This is a genomic window from Methylotenera sp. G11 (assembly GCF_000799735.1).
GTDB lineage: Bacteria > Pseudomonadota > Gammaproteobacteria > Burkholderiales > Methylophilaceae > Methylotenera.
This window is the reverse complement of record NZ_JUHH01000001.1, coordinates 712,273-735,309: the sequence shown is the minus strand read 5'-3', so window position 1 is coordinate 735,309 and position 23,037 is coordinate 712,273. Positions and strand designations below refer to the sequence as shown.

General features: G+C 48.6%; 17 protein-coding genes and 1 tRNA gene. 13 read left to right on the top strand and 5 right to left on the bottom strand.

The genetic code is table 11. From position 1 onward, the window contains the following. Window positions 1-40: 40 nt before the first annotated feature. The 3 genes from GQ51_RS03255 to hxlB all read left to right on the top strand — a co-directional run bounded on the left by GQ51_RS03255 (window position 41) and on the right by hxlB (window position 4,680). The gene (locus tag GQ51_RS03255; protein ID WP_081987074.1) at window positions 41-3,115 is read left to right on the top strand and encodes a YadA-like family protein; all 3,075 of its coding nucleotides are present in this window, start codon (window positions 41-43) and stop codon (window positions 3,113-3,115) included. Between the two features lie 263 nt (window positions 3,116-3,378). Then, complete coding sequence (gene hxlA / locus GQ51_RS03250; RefSeq protein ID WP_047549718.1) at window positions 3,379-4,011, top strand: 3-hexulose-6-phosphate synthase; 633 nt, start codon at window positions 3,379-3,381, stop codon at window positions 4,009-4,011. 132 nt (window positions 4,012-4,143) lie between these two features. Beyond that, window positions 4,144-4,680 carry a 6-phospho-3-hexuloisomerase gene (gene hxlB, locus GQ51_RS03245; RefSeq protein ID WP_047549716.1) on the top strand — a complete coding sequence of 179 codons (537 nt, stop codon included), beginning with the start codon at window positions 4,144-4,146 and terminating at the stop codon, window positions 4,678-4,680. Between the two features lie 78 nt (window positions 4,681-4,758). Here hxlB and GQ51_RS03240 read toward each other — a convergent pair whose 3' ends face one another. Continuing rightward, window positions 4,759-5,463: a HisA/HisF-related TIM barrel protein gene (locus tag GQ51_RS03240; RefSeq protein WP_047549714.1), complete on the bottom strand. Its 705-nt coding sequence runs from the start codon at window positions 5,461-5,463 to the stop codon at window positions 4,759-4,761. Window positions 5,464-5,588: 125 nt separating this feature from the next. Between GQ51_RS03240 and GQ51_RS03235 the strand changes: the two genes are divergently transcribed. From GQ51_RS03235 to GQ51_RS03215, 5 genes are read left to right on the top strand one after another with little or no spacing between them, the layout of a single operon-like run. After that, window positions 5,589-6,545 (top strand): ATP-grasp domain-containing protein, encoded by a 957-nt coding sequence (locus GQ51_RS03235; RefSeq protein ID WP_235276157.1) that lies wholly within the window; start codon window positions 5,589-5,591, stop codon window positions 6,543-6,545. Further along, entirely contained in the window at window positions 6,542-7,588 is a 1,047-nt protein-coding gene (locus tag GQ51_RS03230) for a hydantoinase/oxoprolinase family protein (RefSeq protein ID WP_047549710.1), read from the top strand. The genes GQ51_RS03235 and GQ51_RS03230 overlap by 4 nt, the downstream gene beginning before the upstream one ends. Next, a complete protein-coding gene (gene pabB / locus GQ51_RS03225; RefSeq protein WP_047549707.1) occupies window positions 7,585-9,006 on the top strand; it encodes an aminodeoxychorismate synthase component I in 1,422 nt (473 codons plus the stop codon). Before GQ51_RS03230 ends, pabB begins: the two co-directional genes overlap by 4 nt. Window positions 9,007-9,033: 27 nt before the next feature. Continuing rightward, the gene (locus GQ51_RS03220) at window positions 9,034-9,666 is read left to right on the top strand and encodes an amino acid kinase family protein (protein ID WP_047549704.1); all 633 of its coding nucleotides are present in this window, start codon (window positions 9,034-9,036) and stop codon (window positions 9,664-9,666) included. Between the two features lie 27 nt (window positions 9,667-9,693). Beyond that, the gene (locus tag GQ51_RS03215; RefSeq protein WP_047549702.1) at window positions 9,694-10,065 is read left to right on the top strand and encodes a 4a-hydroxytetrahydrobiopterin dehydratase; all 372 of its coding nucleotides are present in this window, start codon (window positions 9,694-9,696) and stop codon (window positions 10,063-10,065) included. Window positions 10,066-10,119: 54 nt separating this feature from the next. Here GQ51_RS03215 and GQ51_RS03210 read toward each other — a convergent pair whose 3' ends face one another. The 4 genes from GQ51_RS03210 to GQ51_RS03190 form a co-directional block, all read right to left on the bottom strand. After that, window positions 10,120-13,248: an efflux RND transporter permease subunit gene (locus GQ51_RS03210; RefSeq protein WP_047549699.1), complete on the bottom strand. Its 3,129-nt coding sequence runs from the start codon at window positions 13,246-13,248 to the stop codon at window positions 10,120-10,122. 231 nt (window positions 13,249-13,479) lie between these two features. Continuing rightward, complete coding sequence (locus GQ51_RS03200) at window positions 13,480-14,544, bottom strand: hypothetical protein (protein WP_047549691.1); 1,065 nt, start codon at window positions 14,542-14,544, stop codon at window positions 13,480-13,482. A gap of 129 nt (window positions 14,545-14,673) precedes the next feature. Then, complete coding sequence (locus GQ51_RS03195) at window positions 14,674-16,122, bottom strand: TolC family protein (protein ID WP_052177673.1); 1,449 nt, start codon at window positions 16,120-16,122, stop codon at window positions 14,674-14,676. A 40-nt stretch (window positions 16,123-16,162) separates the two neighbouring features. Continuing rightward, window positions 16,163-16,411 carry a hypothetical protein gene (locus tag GQ51_RS03190; protein ID WP_047549687.1) on the bottom strand — a complete coding sequence of 83 codons (249 nt, stop codon included), beginning with the start codon at window positions 16,409-16,411 and terminating at the stop codon, window positions 16,163-16,165. A gap of 242 nt (window positions 16,412-16,653) precedes the next feature. Between GQ51_RS03190 and GQ51_RS03185 the strand changes: the two genes are divergently transcribed. The 5 genes from GQ51_RS03185 to lon all read left to right on the top strand — a co-directional run bounded on the left by GQ51_RS03185 (window position 16,654) and on the right by lon (window position 22,906). After that, window positions 16,654-16,738: transfer RNA gene (locus tag GQ51_RS03185), tRNA-Leu, on the top strand. A gap of 105 nt (window positions 16,739-16,843) precedes the next feature. Continuing rightward, on the top strand, window positions 16,844-18,148 hold the full coding sequence (gene tig / locus GQ51_RS03180; protein WP_047549684.1) for a trigger factor: 1,305 nt from the start codon (window positions 16,844-16,846) through the stop codon (window positions 18,146-18,148). Beyond that, window positions 18,148-18,792: an ATP-dependent Clp endopeptidase proteolytic subunit ClpP gene (clpP, locus tag GQ51_RS03175; RefSeq protein WP_052177672.1), complete on the top strand. Its 645-nt coding sequence runs from the start codon at window positions 18,148-18,150 to the stop codon at window positions 18,790-18,792. The genes tig and clpP overlap by 1 nt, the downstream gene beginning before the upstream one ends. Before the next feature lie 107 nt (window positions 18,793-18,899). Continuing rightward, window positions 18,900-20,180 carry an ATP-dependent Clp protease ATP-binding subunit ClpX gene (gene clpX / locus GQ51_RS03170; RefSeq protein WP_047549681.1) on the top strand — a complete coding sequence of 427 codons (1,281 nt, stop codon included), beginning with the start codon at window positions 18,900-18,902 and terminating at the stop codon, window positions 20,178-20,180. A 266-nt stretch (window positions 20,181-20,446) separates the two neighbouring features. After that, window positions 20,447-22,906 (top strand): endopeptidase La, encoded by a 2,460-nt coding sequence (gene lon, locus GQ51_RS03165; RefSeq protein WP_047549678.1) that lies wholly within the window; start codon window positions 20,447-20,449, stop codon window positions 22,904-22,906. Window positions 22,907-23,037: the final 131 nt, after the last annotated feature.

Below are 23,037 nucleotides of genomic sequence, written 5' to 3'. Positions count from 1 at the left end.
ATTTTTCTTGTAACTTACAAAGTTATTTAGTAGTCTTCAAATGGGAAAAAAATCCATTTATATATTTTTTGTAAAAGCTGGAAATTTAATTTCATGGCAATTGCAAAGTGTTTACTTAAGTAAATTTGATAATAGGGAGCTTCAAATGAACAAAACGCATTATCGACTTGTATTTAACAAACTTCGCGGCATGCTCATGGCTGTGGCAGAACACGTAACTAGTTCAGGCAAGTCTAATCGTGAAACTGGCGCACAAGCTACTAAACACAGCGAGGCATTGCAAAATCTCTATGACATAGATAAATGTAAACAGAAACTATTAGTCATGGCCGTATGTTCGGCGTTCGTAAGTGGGGCAAATGCGGCAGAAGAAATTCTGGTGTCGGATGGCATGGGTGGTTATGTTCCAACCACTATTACCATTACCAACAGTGGCACTGTTCTACAACTAGGAATGACAGGAAGATTAACTACTAATTTAGGCAGTATCACTACTTTGGATACTAGCTCTATAGCTGCTGATAATGTGAATGTTGTCTATGCTTTGGGTGCTGAAACTGTGAATGCCACTACAGCAAATGCGGACAGTGTAAATATTACCACCAACTTGGGTGTCGGTAATTTGTCCGGTTCGTCGGGTATAGTTAACATACAAAATGGCGCTTCTACCACAATTCAGCTAAATGGAGCCACTGGGGCAATCGGTGCCGCTACTGTGGGCGCCAATGTTGGCAATATCACCACTGTAAATAGTAGTACAGTAAATACCACTACAGCAAATACCACTAATGCGAATATTACCACCAACTTGGGTGTCGGTAATTTGTCCGGTTCGTCGGGTATAGTTAACATACAAAATGGCGCTTCTACCACAATTCAGCTAAATGGAGCCACTGGGGCAATTGGTGCCGCGACGGGTAATATTACCACTGTAAATAGTACAGCAACAAATACCGCTACTTTAGGCACCAGCGGTCTTGCAACCCTGAACTCAGCATCTGTGACCACCACCTTAGGTGTCACTGGTGCGACGACACTTGGTGGTGCAACGCAAGTGAACAATACATTAGGCGTTACCGGTCAAACCACCACAGCAGGTATCGGCAATACTGGTGATATTACTAACAGCGGCAACGTCGGTACGGCTACCTTAGGCACTACCGGGCTTGCCACACTGAACTCTGCCGTTGTAAACACCACTTTAGGTGTGACAGGAGCTATGACATTAGACGGTGCAGCAACGCTTAGTAATACGCTGGCAGTAGACACTAATGGCGCGGCGGCTGGTGGCAACACGCTTACCGTGAATGGCACGGCAGCTTCTTTACTCGCCAACAGTCATGGCTTAACGATTGATGCTAGTAACAATACTACAACACTTAATGGCGGTACGCGTTCGGCTACATGGACGTTGCAAGACGGTAATTTGGATGGCCTTGGCCCTGTAGGCAGCCCTAATCCCGGCGGTGCAACATTGACGGTAAGTGGTGTTAATAGTGGTACTGCTAAAACCTTGTTTAATGCAACCACCAACGCTGACAGCTCGCTCAGCGCAGTCACTATTGGTGATGCTGTCAACAACAATAGTGTAAATACTATGGTTGGTTCTACAAATACCATTGCCAACAGCGCAACTTATGCAGGTGCTACTAGCGGTATTCAGGTAACCGGAACTGGTGTTGATGTGAAGGGTGCTACTGCTAATAGCATCACTGCTACTGGTGCTGGTGCTACTAATAACTTTGTTGCACCAACCACGCTTATCGGTAACGCTAACACCTTTGGCGCATCAACAGTGGGTATCAATGCGCTGGGGGCTACCGGCGTGCTTGATGTGAAGGGCACAACGCTAAATCTGAACAGCTCACAGGGTGCCAATGTCACCAATATCGGCACCGGTACCACGACGGGTGCGGTGAATATCGGCAACGCAGGCAACACGACATCCATGCAGAGTGGAACTAACCTGATTGGTACATTAGTGCCAAATTCTGTAAATACCATCGGTAATGGCACTACGTCTACCAACACCATGCAGGGTGCATCTAACCTGTTGAACGCGACGACCAACACCATTGCCAACAGCGGAACTTATGCAGGTGCGACCAGCGGCATTCAGGTAACCGGCACTGGTGTAGATATCAAGGGTGGTGCAAATAGCCTGACAGGCACCACCAATACTATTACCGGCACTACCAACAACATAGCAGGTGCTACCAATATTAACACCACAACACCAACAGGTACGCTTACAACCATAGGTAATTCTGCTAATGCTGTGACAGATAAAGCGTTGCAGGTAAATGGCGGCATGTCTTCAACCGGTAATTCAACCATTGCTACCGCTAATGGCACCACCAATACTTTTGGTAGCGGTGCAAATGCTAACAACACAATTGGCGGCAGCAGCAACTCTGTGAATACGATTGGTAATGCCTATACATCAACCAATACCATGCAAGGTAACACTAATACCATTTCATCAGCAGGCGGTGCCAATCAGCTTCAAACCAATGCGGCAGGTGCCGCAAACGGTACAACGCTGAGTGGCAGCGGTGTAACCAATGGTGTGGTGATCAGTGGATCTAACGAGGCGACGCCACTTGCCAAATCTCAAGTTATTTTGAATTCAACAACAGCGTCAATGGCAACACCGACAGCAGGCGGTGGTAGTGTGGTGATTAACAACAACACCAGTACTGTGTTAAAAGGCGGTACTGCGGCTGGTGGCACAACCATGACGCTGGATAACAATGGTGCATCGTTTGCCAACAATGGTACCGGCGCACCGGTTAGGGTGGGTGGCATAGCGGATGGTGTGGCGCCAAATGATGCGGTAAATAGACGCCAATATGACTATTTGGATAACAAGCTTGGCGGCGTTGCAGACAAGGCTTATGCCGGCGTTGCATCAGCACTTGCTATGTCTGCTTTGCCGCAGATTCGCCCGGGCTTTAATTATAACGTGGGTATGGCAGTTGGTAACTATGCTAACCAAAGTGCGGTTGCAATTGGTGCTAAGGCAAATATTGGCGAAAACTGGCAAGTGAATGCAAGTGCCGGTGTTAGCCAGGGAAATAATGCCCTTGCCGTGGGCGCTGGTTTTAGCTGGTAGTTGTTAAGTCTATTTATTGCTAATTTAATCGCTTTTGGATTGACATTAATTGGCCGGGCACTTATTATTAGTGCCCGGCTTTTATAGCATGAGTTTTATACATTCTTTAGTGATGTATAAATTTGAACAGGTAGGGTTAATACGCATAAATTGCATTTTTTATTGGGTGTTTAACAGTCAGTAATCAAATGTGTATATGTGAGTTAATTCTGCACAATAGCAATAAATCTGTAGTAATTTAAATTAATAATCGGAGAAACACCATGGCTTTAACCCAAATGGCATTAGATTCATTAGATTTCGACGCAACAGTTGCTTTGGCAACTACAGTTGCTCCACACGTGGACATCCTGGAAATCGGTACACCATGCATCAAGCACAACGGTATCAAATTGCTTGAAACATTGCGCGCTAAATTCCCAAACAACAAAATCTTGGTTGACTTGAAAACAGCTGACGCTGGTTTCTACGAAGCTGAGCCATTCTTCAAGGCTGGTGCTGATATCGTTACTGTATTGGGTATCTCAGATATCGGTACAATCAAAGGCGTAATCGATGTTGCTAACAAATACGGCAAAAAAGCACAAGTTGACTTGATCAACGTTGCTGACAAAGCTGCTGTTACTAAAGCAGTTGCTGCTGCTGGCGCTCACATCATCGGCGTTCACACTGGTCTGGACCAACAAGCTGCTGGTCAAACACCATTCGCTGACTTGGCTTTAGTTGCTGGTTTGAACTTAGGCGTTGAAATCTCAGTTGCTGGTGGCGTTAAAGCTGCTACAGCTAAACAAGTTGTTGACGCTGGTGCAACTATCGTTGTTGCTGGTGCTGCTATCTACGGCGCTGCTGACCCAGCTGCTGCTGCTGCAGAAATCACAGCTATCGTTCACGGTTAATTCAACCTCTTTTCAATAAACCATTATTGAAATGAACGCATAAAGAAATCCTGACTCAGTAATGGGTCGGGATTTTTTTTATAAGATTTTTTGATTTAAAAAATAAAACTAAATTTTAGAGAAGGACATATCATGAGCAGTCAAGAATTGATTTTGGGTAGACTAACTACTATTTTGTCAGAAACAGATAACAGCAAAGCAGCTACTTTGCTGAAAATGGTTGAAGAGGCTGGCCGTACATTTATTGGCGGTGCTGGTCGTTCTCTACTTGTATCACGTTTCTTCGCAATGCGCTTGGTGCATGCTGGCTATAACGTTAATATGATCGGTGAAGTGGTTACTCCGGCGATCAAAGCGGGTGACTTGCTGGTTCTGGTTTCCGGTTCAGGCGGTACAGAAACATTGTTGCCATTCGTTAAAAAGGCAAAATCAGTGGGCGCCAAACTGGTTGTGATTTCCATGAAGAAATCTTCTGCAATGGCAGATGTTGCAGACCTCGTTATCCAAATCGGTAACGACAATAGCTTCCCGTTAACTAAGGGCATGCCTATGGGCAGCCAGTTCGAGCTTTCAACATTGCTGTTCCTGGAAGCCGCTATTGCTGACCTGATTTTTGCTAAAGGCCTGACTGAAGAAGGTATGCGTGCAATTCACGCTAACCTGGAATAAGGTTTTCAGTAAAGCAAGTGTGATAAAAAAGCCCGACTTGTCGGGCTTTTTTATTGCGCAGTATTTGCTATGTCGCATTTACTGTGACAGGCATTCCAGTTCAGCCTGGGATATCTGCCTGCGATGCAGTGCCGTAGCTAGCAGGGCGCCATCAGTGCCGACTTGCTTCAGCCTGTTTAAATCATCAGCACTGCGCACACCGCCGGCTGAGTAGAATCTATGCTGTTGCGATAGCTGCCTGAACCTCTCGATTAGTTCCAAGTCTGGGCCCTGGTTAGCCCCTACATGCGGGAGCGACATCAATATTACCTGTTCAGGCCAGTATTCCGGGTTTTGCAGGAGTTCCTGCGGGCCATGGTAACCGTTCGGCATAAAGTCCAGAGACAATACAAAGTTTGAATTCAGCTGTTTTCTGATATTTATGAAATTATCCAAATCAGAAAAGTTTTCGCTACCTAAAATCACGTTAAAATTACAAGCGGACCACAGGGCGACCTCAGCCGTGCTATTAATACCGGCATCAACCCAAAGTTCAAGGCCGGGGTGATGCAGTGCGATACTTTTAATGATCTTCAGATTGTTGCTACCGGTCTTCTGTATGGCATTGAGGTCGGCGATGTAGAGTTGTTTAAAAGGGTGATATTTAAGTAAGGCGGCAACAATATCAAGAGGGTCACTGGAACCTGAAATCAAGGATTGAATGGCATGGTAGTTTTTACGGTCGCCTTTTTTCGCATGCACGACCGTGCCACCCAATAAATCAATGACAGGGATTATTTGCATAAGGCAGTTATATCATCGAACAAAATATTAAACACGGAAAAAAAATATTAGTGTGTGAGTTTATCACTGCTGGCGGTCTTGCAGCAGAAGCTTTACCCGAATCTTTGGCGCATGAGGGCACACTCATGCGCGATACCTTGCTGCAGGACCTGGCTGAACTGGGCTTTTACGAGCTCACGGTTCTTCATGATGCGAGATTACAGCCGCCGCCTCAGGCCGCACATAGCATTGCAGTAGAGCCGGGTAAGTTTAAAGAACATTTCACCCTGGCGCTTGCCCAAGTGGATATGGTCTGGTTAATTGCACCGGAATCAGAAGGTACGCTGCTGGAATTAAGCGAGTTGTGCTATGAGGCAGAAAAAGCTGAGCATGGCCCGATCTTTCTGGGCTCCGGTTTTGATACTATGCTGACCGGTACCAGCAAGACGCTGTGCTACGAAGCACTGCTGGCAGCCAATATCCATACCTTGCCGGTGCATGCCGGGGAAGATGTCATGCAGCCGTCTTATTACGATAGCCTGTTGAAGCTGAATATTAAAAGCTGGGTGGTCAAACCTGAAGATGGCGCCGGCTGCGAGGGAATCCGCCGGTTTGATTCACTGCCGGAACTAAAAGACTGGATATCTGAAGATGGGCGCTATCTGAATTATTTTGCGCAGCCATATCAGCAAGGCATCTCGGCAAGTTTCTCGATGTTGTGCCGTAACGGAAAAGCATGGCTGTTAAGCTGTAATCAGCAGCATATTGAGTGCAATGACGGCCGGTTCAGGCTGGCAGGCGTGTCAGTGAATGCAATGCTGCCTTACTGGCAGCGCTTCGAGACCATTGCCAGGAAAATCGCCAGAATGCTGCCCGATGCGCTTGGTTATATCGGTGTGGATGTGATTGTGGAGCCTGAAACCAATAAAATTTATGTGCTGGAAATTAACCCGCGCCTCACAACAAGCTATGCTGGGCTGCGCCAGGCATTGAATATGAACCCAGCCAGGCTGATCCTGGACTGTATTTTGAATGACCGTTTCAGAATGCCTGATTTTACGAAAAATGGCTTGGCGCAGAATCAGGCTGAAGTACGACTATGACAGAAAATTATATAGGCTGGGATATAGGCGGGGCGCACCTGAAAGCGGTGCTGCTCGATAGTGAAGGCGTAGTGCAGGCCGCTACTCAGGTTTATTGCCCGCTATGGCGAGGTCTGCGTGAGCTGGAATTCGCGATTGACCATGTTTTGCTGGAGTTCAATGCGAACCGGCATGCGGTGACCATGACCGGCGAACTGGTGGATATTTTCCAGAACAGGCGTGAGGGTGTGCTGAAAATCGCAGGTACGCTGACTTCAAAACTGCAGGGTGAGGTGCGTTACTATGCCGGCAGGCACGGCTTTGTGGACAGCACCGCCCTTGATCGGCATTGGGCGGATATTGCATCCATGAACTGGTATGCCAGTGTACAGTATGTCGCAAAGAAGCTGCCTAAAGCGATATTTGTAGATATTGGCAGTACCACAACCGATATTGCCCTGATTGATAATGCGGCGCCGCAGGTCGATGGATTCACCGATGCTGCGCGTTTGCAGAGTGATGAGCTGGTGTATACGGGGGTCGTCCGTACACCGCTGATGGCAGTTGCGCAGAAAGTTCCATTTGCAGGGCAGATGACTAATGTTGCAGCAGAGTTTTTTGCCACTGCCGCCGATGTGTATAGCTTAACCGGTGATATGGATATGGCTGGCAACATGGCGGAAACCGCTGATGGTGCCGATAAGACAATTGAGGCCAGTGCCTGCCGTATTGCGCGTATGATAGGTCGTGATGCCGAGGATGCGCCATTGTCTTCATGGAAAGCTCTGGCCGGCTCTTTTAAAGAAATGCAGCTTGAACAGATCAGGCAAGCTTTGCTTAAACATATGTCCTTGCTGAAGGATGATTCTGCTTTGCAATTAGTCGGTGCAGGCGCAGGTGCGTTCCTGGCGTCGGAACTGGCTGTCCGGCTTGAACTTGAATATCACGCTGTTTCTGAATTTATTGCAGCGATCGATCACGAAACCAGGGACATGGCGGCCATATGTTTCCCTGCTTATGCAGTTGCTTACCTGTGCGTTGGGGATGCGGGAGAATCGGCGTGAGTTTGCTGAAGCACCATCTTGTATATCATCATGACAGTGCGCGCCTGTTTGCGCGAATTGCACATAAACCATGGGCCGTGTTCCTGGATAGCGGGCAGCTGCTTGACCCTGTTAGCGGACAGCCAGGCAGCCAGTATGGCCGCTATGATATTCTGGCGGCAGACCCTTTTATCACATTGATCAGCGATGAGTCGCAGACTACCGTATCAGAGCACGGCCATACTTATATCACTGACATAGACCCGTTTGAACTGGTAAAACAGGCGATGCAGTCTTATGTAGCGGAGCCGGGCGATATTCCGTTTACAGGCGGGGTGATCGGCTATTTTGGTTATGACCTTGCGCGCCGGCTGGAAAAACTGGCGAGTACTGCATCAAACAGCGATGCAATTCCGCCCATGCAGGTTGGCATCTATGACTGGGCGGTTGTGATTGACCATCGCGATAAAACAGCCTGTTTGGTTTCCCATGGGTTTGATGCTGAGACGCGTGAAAATTGGGATGCTTTAAAAGCCTTGTTCGATGCGCCTTTCAGTGATCAGGATACAAACTTGGTGGGCTTTGCCGTGAGCTCTCCAGTCTGTGCCAATATGGATAAGCATACTTATGCAAGAGCTTTTTCCGCAATCAAAAATTATATCCACGAAGGTGACTGTTACCAGGTGAATCTTGCACAAAGGTTTGCTGCGAGGGCGACGGGTGATGGCTGGCTGGCATACCGCAAGTTACGGGAGGTTAGCCCGGCACCTTTCATGGCCTATATGAATCTGGGGCGTACGGAGGTGCTGTCCGGCTCCCCTGAGCGATTCCTGCAGGTGGTGGATGGGCATGTTGAGACGCGGCCGATCAAAGGCACCAGGCCGCGCGCAGAAGATGCGGTGCTCGACGCACAGTATGCGGCAGAGCTGCAATCGAGTATTAAAGATAAAGCCGAGAACCTGATGATTGTAGATTTGCTGCGTAATGATATCGGCAAGAATTGTGAGACGGGTTCAGTTAAAGCTGATAAATTATTTCAGCTGCAAAGCTTTGCCAACGTGCATCATTTAGTCAGTATCGTCACTGGCAGGCTGCAGGCGGTAAAAACGGCGGTTGACCTGCTGCGCGGCTGCTTTCCCGGAGGCTCTATCACCGGTGCGCCTAAGCTCAGGGCCATGGAAATCATAGAAGAGCTGGAGCCGCACCGGCGCGGCGTGTATTGCGGCGCAATCGGCTACATTGGTTTTGATGGCAATATGGATACCAATATTGCCATCCGTACGGCCGTTTATATTAAAAACAGTGATGGTGAGGGGGAGCTGAGCTTTTATGCCGGCGGCGGGATTGTGGCAGATTCCGATATGGATAAAGAGTATACGGAAACGCTGGATAAAGCTTCGAGCATGATGAAGGTGATGAAGTTTTTTACAAAAACATAACATATCTGAATATTAGGGAGCGAAGTAATGTGGGTGGTTAAATTAGGCGGCAGTTTACTTGGCTCACCAGAGCTTCCACGCTGGCTGGATACCTTGGTCAGGATCAGTGACGGCAAGGTGCTGATCGTGCCTGGCGGCGGCATGTTTGCAGATGCTGTGCGTGAAGCGCAGCATACTACCCAGGTAAACGATGCAGTGGCGCATCACCTCGCGCTGCTGGCGATGGACCAATTCGGTTTATTGCTGGCTGGCATGAACCCGCGGCTGGTTACAGCCAGCAGTGAGCTGGAAATCGCAGAACGTGGCTGGCAGCATCGCGGCATTGTCTGGCTGCCTAGCCGCATGGTGCTTGCAGATGAAAATATACCTAAAAACTGGCAAGTGACTTCTGATAGTTTGAGCGCATGGATCGCTGATAAAATCGGTTCTGAGCATCTGGTTTTGGTTAAATCAAAAACCTTGGCCGGTTATTCAAAGGCATCACCAGTTGCCATGCAGACACTGATTGCAGATGGATTGATCGATAATGCCTTTGCCGAGTTTGGCGTCGGCGTGAATACGCAGATATGGATTTTGAACAAGGCTGACAGCAATGTGTTTGCACAAGGCCTTAATCTGGAAAAACTTAAGGAACAGGCATTGTCAGTCAGTAAAAATTGAATCTGACATGATTAACAGGAGAATATCATGACGTCTGACCGCACATATTCAGAGTTGGAAATTGAAGCCAGGTTAAAGGCGGAGTTGCCGCATTGGTATCTCGAAAACGGCTGGATACGCCGCAAGTACAGAACCAGCGGCTGGAAGGCGACATTGATGGTTGTGAACACCATCGGTCACCTGGCAGAGGCGGCGTGGCATCACCCGGATCTGGCGGTGACTTATGCCTATGTCATCGTCAAGCTATGCACACATGATGCCAAAGGGATTACCGATAAGGATTTTCAGCTGGCGGCAAAAATCGAGGCAGTCATCGGCTGGCAGCCTGCCAATGAAGGTGGCGCCTTAACCGGCACGCCGAATGACGATCCCAGGTTCAAATATATTAAATACGATTAGGCAGCCAGGCTAATCGCTTCCTGTTTGAATCAGCTGGTTTTAAACTGCTGCCGCTCAAACCTGACGCCGCTCGAACTTGCCAAAGTGCAGCATGATCGTTGGCAGGATCAGCAGATTCAGGATGGTGGATGTCACCAGGCCGCCGACAATGATGGTTGCCATCGGGCCTTCGATTTCGCGCCCAGGCTGGCCGCTGGCGGCGGCTAAAGGCAACAGCCCCAGTGCCGTTACCAGCGCAGTCATCAGGATAGATGGCAGCCGCTCTGATGCGCCACGGATACAGGTGTCTATTCCCCATACGCAGTTTTCTGCATCAATCAGGTGCTGGTAATGCGATATCATCATGATCGAGTTACGTAAGGTGATACCGAACAGGGTGACAAAGCCGACCAGTGAACCCAGTGAAATCCAGCCGCCGGTAAACATGACGGCCAGCACGCCGCCAATGAGCGCAAAAGGCAGGTTTGCGAAAGTCAGCAGCAGGTTGCGCAGGCGGCCAAATGCGATATACAGCATCAGGAATACCGTGACGCCCGCTAGCAGGGATTGCAGGATCAGCGCTTCCCTGGATTTTGCATTCGCTTCGGCAGCACCTGTAAACTCCAGGTATGCGCCTTGTGAAAGCGTCAGGTCGGTCCTCAATTTTTCTTTAAGTTCTTCGGTAAATGCACTGATATCGCGGCCCACTACATTGGCAGTTACGGTCTGGATGCGCTTGGCACCGGCATGCAGAATCTTGGAACGGCCGTTTTCCTGCACAATATCGGCAACATCACGCAGCCTGATCAATTTGCCGTCAGCATTGAATAATGGCAGATTGCCGGCTTCCTGAATATCATCACGCGCTTCAGGGGCGAGCAGTACGCTGACGCCGATGACCCGGTTGCCTTCATATACCTGGGTGGCCGGAACACCCTCGTATGCGGCACGAATGCTATCCAGCACATCGGTTGGATGCAGGCCCAGCCTGGCCATTTTTTCAGTACGCAGCCGCATGACCAACTGCGGTGTACCCGGCGGGGATTGTACCAGTACGTCTGTGGCACCTTTTATGCTGCCTAAAATGCCGGCAATCGCGCTGGCATCCCTGTCCAGTGCATCCAGGTCCTGGCCGTAAATATTAATCACAGTCGATGCGGCATAGCCGGAAATGGTCTCTTCGATCCGTTCTGTCAAGAAAGTGTTGATGGCAAAATTGACACCGACAAAACCTGCTTCGGCTTCTCCATCACCATCATGGTCTATGGGCTCACCACCAAGCTTCTCGCGGATCGCATCCAGGATGCGGCGCTGTTCCGGCCCGGAAACGGCGCCGATCTCGATTTCAAACTCACTGTAATGCGTGCCGAAAGTATCTGCCCCGTTGGGTGCACGGCCTACCCATTGCGTCACGGTCTTGACACCATCAATGCTGCGGATGGCTGCAGATACTTTTTTACCGATGCGCAGGGATTCCTGTTCGGATGTGCCGGGCACTGCCGTCATATGCATGATGTAATGGCCTTCATGCAGTGCGGGAATGAACTGGTTTTTGAATAAAGGCAGCATGCCCAGGCCAATCGCCATCAGCATGAAGCTTATGGCCAGTATCAGTTTGTAGTGGGCTTCGATTTTCACCAGTGTAGAGACATACCATTTTTTGATGATGCGTATCATTGGCGGGTCTTCTGTTTCCAGCCTGGCGTTGCCGAGCAGCAGGTAGCATAGTGCCGGTGTCAGTGTTAACGCTACCAGTAAAGAAGCCATGATGGCGGCGATATAGGCGATGCCGAGCGGCGCGAACAATTTACCTGCAACCCCGCTCAAGGTCAGCAGCGGCATGAATACCAGGACCACGATAATCGTTGCATAGACGACGGAGCTGCGGACTTCCATCGACGCATCGAACACAACCCGATAAGTTGGCAGCGGTGCTGCCAGGGTGCGATTCTCGCGCAGGCGCCGGAATATATTTTCGGTATCGATAATCGCATCATCCACAACCTCGCCGAGTGCGATTGCAAGGCCGCCCAATACCATGATATTCAGCCCGATGTTGTAGTAGCTCATGACTACGATAGCGGTGAGCAGGGAGAGCGGGATTGCCGTAGCTGAAATGAAAGCCGTGCGCACATTGAACAGAAACAGGAACAGCACGGTAATCACCAGCACTGAACCGACCAGGATATCGGTGCGGACACCTTCGATTGCCACCTCGATAAAGTTGGCAGGCCTGAACAGGCCCTCATGCAGCGTTACATTTTCCGCCTGCAGGGTGGGTTTCAATTCTTGCAGCGCTTTTTCAATGGCGAGCGTTACGCCATGCGTGTTGGCGCCCAGTTGACCCTGGACTGAGAGATATACGCCGGTTTTTTCATTGATGGCAGCAGCGCTGATGGATGGTACCGCGCCTTCAATCACTTTACCGATATCACCTAGCCTGATGGTTTGTCCATCTTTATGCAGCAGTGCAACCATTGCCAGTTTATCGGCGGTTGTGGACTGGCCTTCCGTATTGATGACGATACGCTGATTTTTATTTTCAATGAAGCCATTGCCACGCACTCCGGTCGCTTTCTTTACGGCATCTTCAACCTGTAACAGGGAAATGCCGTATTTGATCATTTTTTCAGGCTCAACCTGTACCTGAAGCTGGCGTATCTTACCGCCAAACACGTTGACATCGGCAACACCGGGTATTGCCATTAAATGTGGCACGATAGTCCAGTCTACCAGGGTCCTTAATTCTGTCAGGCTGCGGCTTTCAGAGGTCACACCGAAGCCGAGTACGGTGCTGGCGGATGAGGTGAGCGGGGTGATGTTAGGGGTAATGCCCTGCGGTAATTTGTTGTTTAATGTGGATAGGCGTTCTGCAATTACCTGGCGGTTACGGTAAACATCTGTTTTCTCATTAAAAATGATCGTAACGATAGAGAGGCCGGGAATGGATTGCGAGCGCATGCTGGCAATGCCGACCGTGCCGGCAATACTGGTTTCAATGCGCTGGGTGACCAGGCTCTCGACCAGTTCTGCAGAAAGGCCCGGCGATTCAGTCTGGATGATGATCTGGGTAGGCGCGAATTCGGGGAACACGTCGAGGTTGCTGTGGTTCAGACTATAAAAGCCATATAAAACAACGAGTGTAGCAAGGCCGATGATGACGCCGCTGAAGCGGATAGAGAAGCGTACTAAAGCCGACATCATGATTGGCTGGCCTCCGGTTTGACGATGGTTTCGTGATGCAATTGAGTCGCAGTAATCATTGCTAAATTTAACAATTTAGTCGTCGTTTTGGCTCCGACGTAACGCGACTTTGTCGCATTAGTCTGCACCGAAATGACGAGTGGGCTATTTATATTAATCGTCATTTTAGCTCCGACATAACATAGCTTCGCTATATTAGTCTCCACTGAGACTCCTCCTAAATTTAACAATTTAGTCGTCGTTTTCATTGGTGATCTGTGATTTGAATTCTTCGGATAGCAGTAGCTGGGCGCCGCTGGTGACCACCTGGTCGCCGGGTTCCAAGTTGCCCTGATAGAACCAGCCGTTTCCAACCTCAATATCGGCGGCTACCGGAATGCGGCTGAATTTCTCATCAGCGGTTCTTTTGTAAACCCAGGATTTGCCTGCATACCAGATGATCGCTGCATTGGGAATAATGACGCCGTCATCTACCTTACTGGATGTTGCACTCACCGCATTCACTTGCATGCCTGCACGCAATGCCCTGGTTTTGGCATGATAGAAATAAGTTTTGCCCTGGATCGTAGTGCTGCTTGCTGGGGCGCGTGAAAGGAATAATGCGCGAATCGATTGGCTTGGCACGGCTGTCGGAGCAATCATGATGCTGCTATTCTGCCCTGGCTCTGCGGCATCGAACGGAAGGGTGATCTGTATCAGCACTTCCTGATTGGAGATCAGGTTTTGCAGCAATTCACTTTTTTCGAGCTGGGTCGCATGCTGGGTCAGGGTCTCTCCCCACATCTGGCGCATGCTGTCCGTGATGCTTTTTGCGCTGGATTCGGCAGCTGCTATTTTTGCCTCATCTGCTTTGATATTTGACCTGGCTGCTGCCACGACTTTATCCGAAACGTTTTTGTCATCCTGATTCAGGGTCTGTAAGCGTAAAAACTCATTTTTGTTGTATGCCAGTGCAGTGCGCAGCACTTCGATGTCGGACTTTGCTGCCAGGTAGCGTGACCGAAGGTCAATGAGCGTGTCGATGCTGACGACGCTTCCATAACTGTTGACGCTGCTTTGGTGCTTGCCGGGAGCCAGTTGGCTGGTGGTGATTTCGCTCTGCTTCTGGGCGGCAGCGCTGATGTTGATAATCGTCGCGCCTTTTTCAGTCACAACGCGGCTTGGCGTTTCGATTTCCTCTTCTGACTGCTGTGTCATGGCTTCAAATTCGTCTTTACCGTAAAACACGAGAACCCAGAATAAGACTACAATTAAAAATGCCTGTAAGCCAATAATGATGGTCAGTTTACGATTCATTTTTATTTTATTCCCATTGAGCTTGAAAATGACGCTTAAGCGCCTGCTGTTAATGTTTTAGTGCTTTTAGTGCATGCCTGCGCATCACTAGTCAGCTTTGTTATGAACTTCTGGTTTTGTTATGAAACTTTATGGCGCAGAGCTTAAGTTTTCAAATTTTTCATTGGTGATGCTGCTGCCGGCCAGTGGTGCCTGTATGGCATTTTCCAGATCGTTGATGCTTGAAGCCAGTTGAAAATCAGCCAGTGCAATATGTTGTTCGGCGAGTACTTCTTCCAGCCTGGCATAACTGAGTTCCAGCCTGTCGATCTCGCCGGTACGCAGCCTGCTGTCCATACGCCTGGTATTGGCTTGCTGCTGTCGGTAAAGGTTCTTTTGGTTTTCCAGAAACTGCATGGCTTGTGTCAGCCTGGCATTGGCAACGTTAACTTCAGAGATTACGCTGGTCTGCAATGCCTCAAATTGTTTGGCTTCGGCTTCGCGCAACTGCGTTGCTTCTGCAATGGCCAATTTATTTTTAGTCAGGATGGTCATGAGGCTGGATAAGCCCAGTGACCAGATTTTGTCACCAAATTCGTAGGCATAGCCGGGGCTGATCACGATATCCGGATATTGTCTGGCTATTTCCAGCTTCAACTTGGTTTCAGCAATAGCGTAGCGCTCAAGTGCGATACGGATATCAAGGCGGTTAAGCAGGGCTTGGGTCTGTAAATCCGCCAGGGCTGGCGTGCCTGAAGCTGGTATGCCCGGTGTTTTTGTGTTTGCAGCATCGACTATCTGCATTTGTTCGACCTGTGCCAGAGGTAATCCCAGGCTGCTTGCCAGGCTGGAAAGCAATACCAGGTGATTGCGCTGCTTTGATTCCAGTTCGGTATTCAGTGTTTGCAGCTGTAGTTTTGCCTTACTCAGTTCGATATTGGAAGATTCCCCAAGATCGACGCGTTTCTGGTAAATGGCAACGACATCTTGCCGGTAAGCCTGTTCTTTTGATAGCAGTTTCATCTGCTGTCGATTGGCCTGGTACTCGTTGAAGGCCTTTGCAACGTCATTGCGCAATTGCCAGGCTGCTTGTGCAATCCGCAGTTTGGCCGCTTCCGACAGGTGCTGGGCGCTTTCAATGCGAATGTTGCGTTTGTTTGCGGTTTCAATCGGTATCTCAATGCTCAAGCCATAAGCGTGCGGGCTGATCTCTTCGCTTGCGTTGTTGCTTTTTGAATATTGACCGCCTACTGTCGGCAGCCGCATTTCCGCCGCGGTCAATTTTGCCGCTTCAGCACTGCGCCATTGCGCACGGGCAACGTCCAGGCTCGGGTTGAAAAATAAGGCGCAGTGAATCAGGTCGTCCAACTCCCACTGCTGGATGGGCAGTTGCGCAGGGGAGTAGCCATTATTGATCAGGTATTGTTGAAACAGCGCATCGTCTGCTCGCCTGCCGGCGATTTTCTGGGTCAGGGCTGCCGTATCTATTGGCTTGGCAATATATTCCTGAAAGCTGCAGGCAGCCATGCCCAGGCACAGGAGTGAAAGCAGGGCGGCTTTAGGTGTTGCAGCAGAATATGAATAGGCAGAATTACTCAAGGTGACTGATCAAGTTTACCGGTGATTGATGACCGTGCATTTATCCAACGATTTCGGCATTGACGGCGCTTAATGCATCCTGCAATGTTTCTTCACTTAGGCTGTTGATTGATGTTGCAAGCAGATCTGCTGCTTCTACAGTAGCAATCGGAAGTTCATGGCTATCCATTTCTGCGATGAGCCCTGCGGCGACCCCGGCAATCTTGAGCAGGGCTTGTCGCTCACGCATCAGCAGCTCTAATTCTGCACGCAGCATATTGATTTCATTTTGATTAATGGTGTTTGGCATGGTCGTCAGCTTTAATTTTCAATTGATGTCTAAAGGAAGTCTTGGTGTTATTCTCGCACAATCATTGCTGATACCGCTATATTTTCAGCATTGTCTGGTATGGGCGGGGTGCGCTGATTAAATAATGCGCAGGCCCGAATAATTTATCGCTTTTTCATTTTATGTCTTTTCTCAATGTGAAAACTTGGGATACAATAGCGAATTATCTGAACGGCTGATGTTTTGTAAGCCGTACACTACCTGCGAAAGTGGCGGAATTGGTAGACGCACTGGATTTAGGTTCCAGCGCCTCGCGGCGTGAGAGTTCGAGTCTCTCCTTTCGCACCAACTTTACTTTAAATAGCATGTCATCAAGATGGCTTTAATCTGGAAAATGATTTTTCTAGATGCATCTGCTCATGACTTGCGGTTAAAAATTTTAGGAATTACAGCATGGCTCTGAATGTTGAAACCCTCGGCAACCTTGAACGTAGAATCACTATCAGCGTTCCGCTACAGCCATTAGAGGCGCAGATCAAACAACGATTAAACCAAATCTCACGTACGGCAAAGTTTGCTGGCTTCAGGCCGGGCAAGGCGCCGATCGGTTTGGTGAATCAGCATTACGGCAACCAGGTGCGTGATGAAGTTTACTCAGGCGCGGTTGAGAAAAGCTTTGGCGATGCGGTTGAAGAAAACAAGTTGCGCGTTGCCGGGTTCCCTAATATTGAACATAAACCTTTTGACGCGGCTTCAGAGGTTCTGGAATACACGGCTACATTCGAAATTTTTCCTGAAGTGGCTATCGGTGACCTGTCTAAAGTAAAAATCGAGCGTCCAGTGACTGATATTTCTGATGCTGACGTTAAGAAAACGCTGGATGTGCTGGTTAAACAGCGTGTCAGCTTCGAGCCGGTTAAGCGCGCATCCAAGAAAGGCGATCGCGTTAATGTAACCTTGAAAGCATTTCTGGATGGCCAGGAAGTCGAGTCAACCGGTGATAACGGCATTGACCTGGTGATTGGCGAAGGCGGCCGTGTGGCTTCTTTTGACGATGAGCTGATCGGCAGCAAAACTGGCGTTAGCAAAAAATTCGATATTACCTATCCTGAAGACTATGAGTCTGCCCAGATCGCAGGTAAAACCGTTGGGTATGAAGTTACATTCAACAGCGTGTCTCAGCCTAAATATCCTGAAATTGATGCGGACTTTGCTAAGAGCTTAGGCATCGAAGATGGCGATGTAGAAAAAATGAAGGCTGAGATTGCCGAAAGCCTGAAGCAGGAGGTTGCCAAGCGTGTGAGCGCCAAACTGAAGGAACAGGTGTTCCAGGCATTGGCTGACAATTCAGAGTTCGATATTCCACGTGCAATCCTGGAAGTTGAAATCAATCGCATGATGCAGACTACCGAGCAGAACCTGAAACAGCGCGGCGCAGATATATCCAACATCAGGCTTGAGCCGTCAATGTTTGAAGATCAGGCTAAACGCAGCAGTAAATTACGCCTGTTGCTTGGTGAGTTGATCAACAAGAATGGTCTGCATGCAAATGCTGACCAAGTGCGAGCAATGGTTGATGTGTTCTCGCAAAGTTTCGAGCGTCCGGCGGATGTTGTGACCTGGTACTATGCTGATCCAAAACGCCTGGATGAGCCTGCGGCTTTGGCTACAGAAGAAAATGCCGTGAGCTGGGTGCTGACGCAAGTTAAAGTAACTGATAAAAAAGTTAAGTTTGATGATTTAATGGGAACTGCCTAATGAATAAAATGCCGCAACCGCAATCTCAGTTTGATTCAGTACCGACCGGATTGGGTTATATCCCGATGGTGGTTGAGCAGAGTGGTCGCGGCGAGCGTTCCTATGATATTTACTCACGCTTGCTTAAGGAGCGTGTGATATTTCTGGTTGGGCCGGTTAACGACATGTCTGCAAACCTTGTGGTAGCGCAGCTGTTGTTTCTGGAAGCCGAAAACCCGGATAAGGATATCTACCTGTATATCAACTCTCCCGGTGGTTCCGTCACTGCCGGTATGTCGATCTACGATACCATCCAGTTTATCAAACCTGACGTAAGCACGTTATGTATCGGCCAGGCGGCCAGCATGGGTGCTTTCCTGTTGGCTGCCGGTGCAAAAGGCAAACGTTTCAGCTTGCCTAATTCCCGTATCATGATTCACCAGCCTTCCGGCGGGTTCCAGGGGCAGTCTACCGATATTGAAATCCACGCAAAAGAAATTCTCTACTTGCGTTCAAAACTAAACGACATCCTTGCGCATCATACTGGCAGGACTTCTGAAGAAATCGACCGCGATACTGAGCGCGATAATTTCATGAGTGCCGAGCAGTCAGTTGAGTACGGCATGATTGATAAAGTGATTGGTAGCCGCAACGAAGCTGCGTAATTGCACTATTCACTCTATTTTATTAATAGTATAGTAGTAGCATCAAACATGCATGGAACCTGGCTCAGCTAGGTTTTCCTGCGCAATACACTAATAGGACTAAATCCATGGCCACTAAAGCCGACGACGATAAATTACTTTATTGCTCTTTTTGTGGCAAAAGCCAACACGAAGTTAAAAAACTGATCGCGGGTCCTTCTGTATTCATTTGTAATGAATGTGTTGATTTATGCAACGATATCATTAAGGAAGAAGTGCAGAATTCGGACGGTCTGAAGTCTGCCGAAGCCAACCTGCCTACACCGCAGGAAATCTGCAAAATACTGGATCAATACGTAATCGGCCAGACCCAGGCCAAGAAGAATCTTGCTGTTGCGGTGTATAACCACTATAAACGTCTGGGACATAACAACCTGTCTAACGGCGGCCAAAAAGATGAAGTTGAAATCGCAAAAAGCAATATCCTGCTGATAGGCCCGACCGGTTCCGGTAAAACATTGCTTGCCCAGACGCTGGCAAGGTTGTTGGATGTGCCGTTCGTGATGGCGGATGCGACTACATTGACCGAAGCTGGTTATGTGGGCGAAGACGTTGAAAACATTATGCAGAAGCTGTTGCAGAAGTGCGATTACGATATCGAGAAAGCACAGCGTGGCATTGTTTACATCGATGAAGTGGATAAGATTTCACGCAAGTCAGATAACCCTTCGATTACTCGTGACGTATCCGGTGAAGGCGTGCAGCAGGCGCTATTGAAGCTGATTGAAGGTACCGTGGCTTCGATTCCGCCGCAAGGTGGCCGTAAGCACCCTAATCAGGAGTTTGTGCAGCTTGATACGACCAATATCCTGTTCATCTGCGGCGGTGCATTTGATGGATTGGAGAAGGTGATCCGCCTGCGTTCAGAAAAAGGCGGTATCGGTTTTGGCGCTGAAGTGAAAAGCAAGGTTGACGTGCGCGAAGTCGGTACGGTATTGCGCGATGTAGAGCCTGAAGACCTGATCAAGTTCGGCCTGATTCCTGAGTTTATCGGGCGTCTGCCTGTTGTAGCTACGCTTGAATCATTGGATGAAGCCGCGCTGATGACTATCCTGACCGAACCTAAGAATGCGCTGACCAAACAATACATCAAGCTGTTCAAGATGGAAGGGGTTGACCTTGAATTCAGGGAATCCGCATTGTTGCTGATCGCGAAAAAAGCCCTGGAACGTAAAACAGGTGCACGTGGTTTGCGTTCGATCATGGAGCATTCATTACTTGAGATCATGTATGAGTTGCCATCCTTGAAAAACTTAAGCAAAGTAGTAGTGGATGAGGGCGTTATCCGCGGTGATGCACCACCTATCCTTATCTATGAAGACAAAGCCATGGAAGAAGCTGCCAGCTAGCTTCATTCATCATTCCGCTAGATAAATATAGTCCCGGTTTGTATTTTCAAACAAGCCGGGACTAATTATTTAGAGCCATCTCCTTGAAATACCTGCTGTTCTTTTTTGTTTAACGGATCTCGTTAAATTTCTTTTATATTATTAGCACTGATTCGCTAATTTAGTGCTTAAATATCAATTAACACTTGAACTCATAAGAATTAACCCCATCAACAGTTATATAAGTATTCCTGCTTACTTTTTAGCTTAATTTTGGAAGTCTACACATGGCACAATTATTACCTTCATATAGTCCAGATAGCGGTCTATTACCGCTCTTGCCGTTGCGTGATGTCGTTGTATATCCGCATCTGGTAATTCCCCTCTTTGTTGGACGCACAAAATCCGTCAAGGCGCTAGAGCTTGCGTCTGAAGGCAATAAGCAGATTTTACTGGTAGCGCAGAAGTCTGCCAGCAAAGACGATCCTGAAGCGAGCGATCTGCATGAAGTGGGAACCGTTGCAACCGTACTGCAAATGCTGAAACTGCCGGATGGCACTGTTAAAGTGCTGGTAGAAGGGGTCCAGCGCGCAAAAATCAACGAGTTTACTGAAACGGAAGAGTGCTTCGCTGCGCGTCCTGAGCTGATTGCCGAATCTGAAACCGATGTGGAAATACAGGCTTTAATGCGTACAGTATTTGCGCAGTTTGACCAGTACGTCAAACTGAACAAGAAAATCCCGCCTGAAATCCTGACTTCACTTGCTACGATAGATGAAGCCGGCCGGCTGGCAGATACCATTGCCGCGCATTTGACACTTAAGCTTGAAGAGAAGCAAAAAATCCTTGAAATGTTCGATGTTGCAGAGCGTCTGGAACATCTGCTGCGCCTGATGGAAGGCGAGATCGATATTCTGCAGGTTGAAAAACGCATACGTGGCCGCGTAAAGCGCCAGATGGAAAAAACGCAGCGTGAGTATTATTTGAATGAGCAGGTGAAAGCTATCCAGAAAGAGCTGGGCGAACATGACGAAAATGCTGAGATGGATGAGCTTGAAAAGCGCATTGAAGATGCTAAATTGCCCAAGGATGCACAGGCAAAAGTGGCGAGTGAGCTCAAGAAGCTTAAGCTGATGTCGCCGATGTCGGCAGAGGCTTCAGTCGTGCGTAATTTTATCGATACGCTGATCAGCCTGCCGTGGAATAAAAAAACCAGAATCAGCAAGAATCTGGCTAAGGCTGAAGCTGTGCTGGATGATGACCATTATGGCCTCGAAAAAGTGAAAGAGCGCATTGTCGAGTATCTTGCGGTGCAGCAGCGCGTTGATAAAATCAAAGCGCCGATACTGTGCCTGGTTGGCCCTCCTGGTGTAGGTAAAACTTCATTAGGCCAAAGCATTGCGAAAGCGGTGAACCGTAAATTTGTGCGCATGGCGCTGGGCGGTGTGCGTGATGAATCTGAAATTCGCGGTCACAGACGTACTTATATCGGTTCCATGCCAGGCAAAATCCTGCAGAGCATGACTAAAGTCGGCGTGAAAAACCCGTTGTTCCTGCTGGACGAAGTGGACAAGCTTGGACAGGACTTCAGGGGCGACCCTTCATCAGCATTGCTGGAAGTGCTGGATCCGGAACAGAACCATACTTTTGTGGATCATTATGTCGAGGTTGAGTATGATCTCTCCGATGTAATGTTCGTGGCGACTGCCAACTCAATGAATATTCCTGCGCCTTTGCTGGATCGTATGGAAATCATCAACCTGTCCGGTTATACGGAAGATGAAAAAGTAAACATCGCAATGCGCTACCTGTTGCCTAAACAGCTCAAGTCACATGGCTTGAAGGATGAGGAACTGCATGTGTCTGAAGCTGCGGTACGGGATATCGTACGTTATTACACACGCGAGGCCGGCGTGCGCAGGCTGGAGCAGGAAGTCGCCAAAGTATGCAGGAAAGTAGTGAAAGAGCTGTTGACTGCCAAAGCGAAAAAAGCCGCGACAGCGCCTAAGAAAATCAATGTGACACCTAAAAACCTCGATAAATATCTTGGCGTACAGCGTTATGACTTTGGCGTGGCGGCAAAAGAGAATCAGGTTGGCCAGGTAACCGGCCTTGCCTGGACTTCAGTTGGCGGCGAGTTATTGACGATTGAAGCGGTACTGCTGCCGGGTAAAGGTAAAACCACCACTACCGGCAAGCTGGGCGATGTCATGAAAGAATCCACCCAGGCTGCTATGAGCGTGGTAAGAAGCCGTGCGCAGCGTTTAGGTATCGCTAGTAATTTCTATGAAGAGAATGATATACACATTCACTTTCCGGAAGGGGCAACACCTAAAGATGGCCCCAGCGCGGGTATTGCTATCACTACCGCTCTGGTTTCCATCCTGACGGGGATTCCTGTGCGCGCAGATGTCGCAATGACCGGTGAGATTACCTTAAGGGGCGAAGTGCTGCCTATCGGTGGGTTGAAAGAGAAACTGCTGGCTGCGCACCGCGGCGGCATTAAAACCGTATTGATTCCGCAACAGAATGTCAAAGATTTGAGTGACGTTCCCGAAAACATCAAGAATCACCTGGATATTCATCCGGTAAAATGGATCGATGACGTGCTGGCATTGGCTTTGGCTTCAGCGCCAGTGCCTTTGGCGGACGCTGCGGATGTTAATGAAATTCCTGCAAAAGAGGTTCAACTTGCTGATAACTCTCAGGAAACGCAGACTGCTACATCTGACGCCGTAAAACATTAAGAAAATAAGTACTGGTATTAGGTCTATAAAGGCTTGACATGGCCTTTGTAGGCTTGATATAAAGGCAGTGCGGGGATTATTCCCCATGGAAATTACCGTTGTTTTTCTTTAATAAACCTTAAAAAGGGGAT